Genomic DNA, 2,464 nt, shown 5'->3' on the forward strand with positions numbered 1-2,464 from the left:
CCTTATTAAAAATAGGCCATAATGGTACAACTACTGACGTGGAAGGTCTAGCATTATTTAATGACAGAACATTAACAGGAACACTATCCCAAGGAGAATCCACACTTTTTCTTTTATTAAATAATAAGAGAGGAAAATACGCACGTTTTACATAAAATATAAACAATAATGAGTCTAAGATGACAAATTTTATTTCTCTGAATGTTAATAATATGAAACGAAAACTAAATGTCTCTATGGACAAAGATGGAAATGTTTTTGTTAATCTAAACCTACATTTAGAATTAGCAGTAGAAGAATTTCCTATAGGAAATGTACCTAAGAAACTTAATCAACTAAATAAAGAACTATCAAAAAAATTCACTAATGAAGCAGAAGAAGTAGTCCACAAATTGCAAGAAGCTAATTGTGATGCTTTTGGTATTGGAAGGAGACTAATTGCTTTTCACCATGGGTCCTGGTTAAAAAAAGATAAAGCAAGCTATTTTAGAAACGTAAAATTTGAATCAAAAGTAGAAGTAGAAATTGTTCGGTACGGTATCGTTAAATAAAGTAATACAATCAAGAGAATAACGATGTAACACTGATATGAATATGAATAAGCCTCCTAAATAGGAGGCTTATTCATATTCATATCAGAAGTCTCAAACGAGAATATATTGTATTATCATTCACCCATTTTCTAATGCAGTAGGATTTCTTTTTTATTTTTCGATTGGACAGGTAAGCTCCCAACAGCACCTACACAGTATCTAAAGAATTGTTACTCTGTTACCTAAGCAATATAAAGATTTTGTTAAGTGGAGTATCTTATAAGAATAAAAAGCATTAGTTTAATCTTTATAATGTGTTGAAAAAGTAACATAACGCTGAGTTAAGAATAAAGAAAAGATAAAAAACAACTCAAATATATTTATGACAGCTGTACTTGGAAGGTTAAATGGTATAGCACTTCCTACAACCATAAGAGCTACTCCAATCATCATTATGTTCCATCGTGTTTTGCGATAGAGAGAAACTCCAACAACAAGTAAAATGAATGCCACAATAATAACCATCAAAGGTGGGCCAGAGGCTCCTACAAGAGTATATCGAACAATGCCATACTCGCGTAGTATCTCCGGATTTTTATTAATCGTTTGTATAATCTCATAACTAATAAGAGCAAGTGTACTCATTAGGAAGATAATTTTGAATATAAATTTGTTAGCCCATTGAAGGCTAGATTGTTTAGCTGCTCCATAAGCAAAAAGTAAAAGAGTAGGCGTGAATAAAGCATGGAACCAAAAGCGAAACATACTAAGAAGAAGGAGTACATTACCTTCCCCAATAAATGATACCAGAGAAATAATGATATTATCGTAAATCAAACCAACTATTACAAGAGGTAGAAATACCATATAAAAGGATACATTTCTTTTTTTAATAAGCTTTATGCTTAAAATCAGCAACGTTAAATAGCAAATACTAAACAGAAAATAGAGTATTGTATCAATCACTTTTTTCCCCCTTAATTAGTTAAACGAACACTTAGAGCTCAGTCTCATAATTTATTTTGATGTCACATTCAACCATTGATTTTGTTCATCGAGTAATCGGCAACTCTTCCACTCATCGCGCGTACTATTTTTCACTTTTACCTTTTGAACTGGAATGTTTTTTGCTCTTAAGGCTTTGATTAAAAGATCTATTGAACTCATAAAAGTCACCCTTCAACAAAATTTTCTTATAAAAAACCGTTAATTAGTTAATATTTTCTTTTAGCCATGTTGAAGTAACACTAACCATTTCGTCCTGTTGTTTCTTTACAGATATAGATGGTTTAGAGTCACCCTTCTGTGCTCCATAAATGCCAAATTGACCATGGTTACCACCTTTTATTTCATGCATGGTTGTTTTTTGGGATAATAAGTGCTTTGTATCTTCAATTTTTTCTACAGTTGATAAACCATCTTTTTCACCATAAATTGAAAGTATAGGAAGGTTCTTATTTGAGAAATCAGTTCCTTCATCTGGATAAGAACCTAAAAAGAACACCCCATCAATTTCTTTAGGGTGATTATAAGCAAACTTAGATGCAGTAACTCCTCCTAATGAATGACCACCTACGACCCATTTTTGGATAGAGGAGTGGGTATTTATTATCTCCTGTGCTTTGTTAGAGTCAAATAATGCAAAGTTAAAGTTCACATTAGGTATAGCCACTAAATAACCTTGCTTTGCTAATTGTTTACCGAAGTAGCTGTACGCTTCCGGTTCTACTTTTGCCCCAGGATACAAAACAATTCCCACTTGATTATTATTTTTTGAGTTGAAAATAACCCAATCTTTTTCATACTTAATGTCCTTTTTATTCATGAGTGTATAAAGCTTTTGAGATGGTTCATACGTTTGTTGTGACCATGTAAAGAAACCAAGAAAACCTACTATGATTATTGCAACGAGACCAATGAAAAAATAAGTC

General features: G+C 32.1%; 3 protein-coding genes. 1 reads left to right on the plus strand and 2 read right to left on the minus strand.

Translation table 11 applies throughout. The features are described from left to right. Positions 1–179 precede the first annotated feature (179 nt). Positions 180–551, plus strand: a complete 372-nt coding sequence (locus RB298_RS05140; RefSeq protein ID WP_486046209.1) for a Ger(x)C family spore germination C-terminal domain-containing protein — start codon at positions 180–182, stop codon at positions 549–551. A 282-nt stretch (positions 552–833) separates the two neighbouring features. Here the strand turns inward: RB298_RS05140 and RB298_RS05145 are convergent, their stop codons facing one another. After that, positions 834–1,499, minus strand: a complete 666-nt coding sequence (locus tag RB298_RS05145) for a hypothetical protein (RefSeq protein ID WP_486046211.1) — start codon at positions 1,497–1,499, stop codon at positions 834–836. Positions 1,500–1,743: 244 nt separating this feature from the next. Then, on the minus strand, positions 1,744–2,464 hold a 721-nt coding region (locus tag RB298_RS05150; protein WP_486046213.1), incomplete at its 5' end, for an alpha/beta fold hydrolase.

The sequence above is a fragment of the Priestia sp. BR_2 genome (genome assembly GCF_041954005.1).
Lineage (GTDB): Bacteria > Bacillota > Bacilli > Paenibacillales > Paenibacillaceae > Paenibacillus_AQ > Paenibacillus_AQ lautus_A.

Bases quoted from the DNA above. Each gene is read 5' to 3' on its own strand.
- RB298_RS05140 (WP_486046209.1), top strand. From the start codon at position 180: ATGACAAATTTTATTTCTCTGAATGTTAATAATATGAAACGAAAACTA.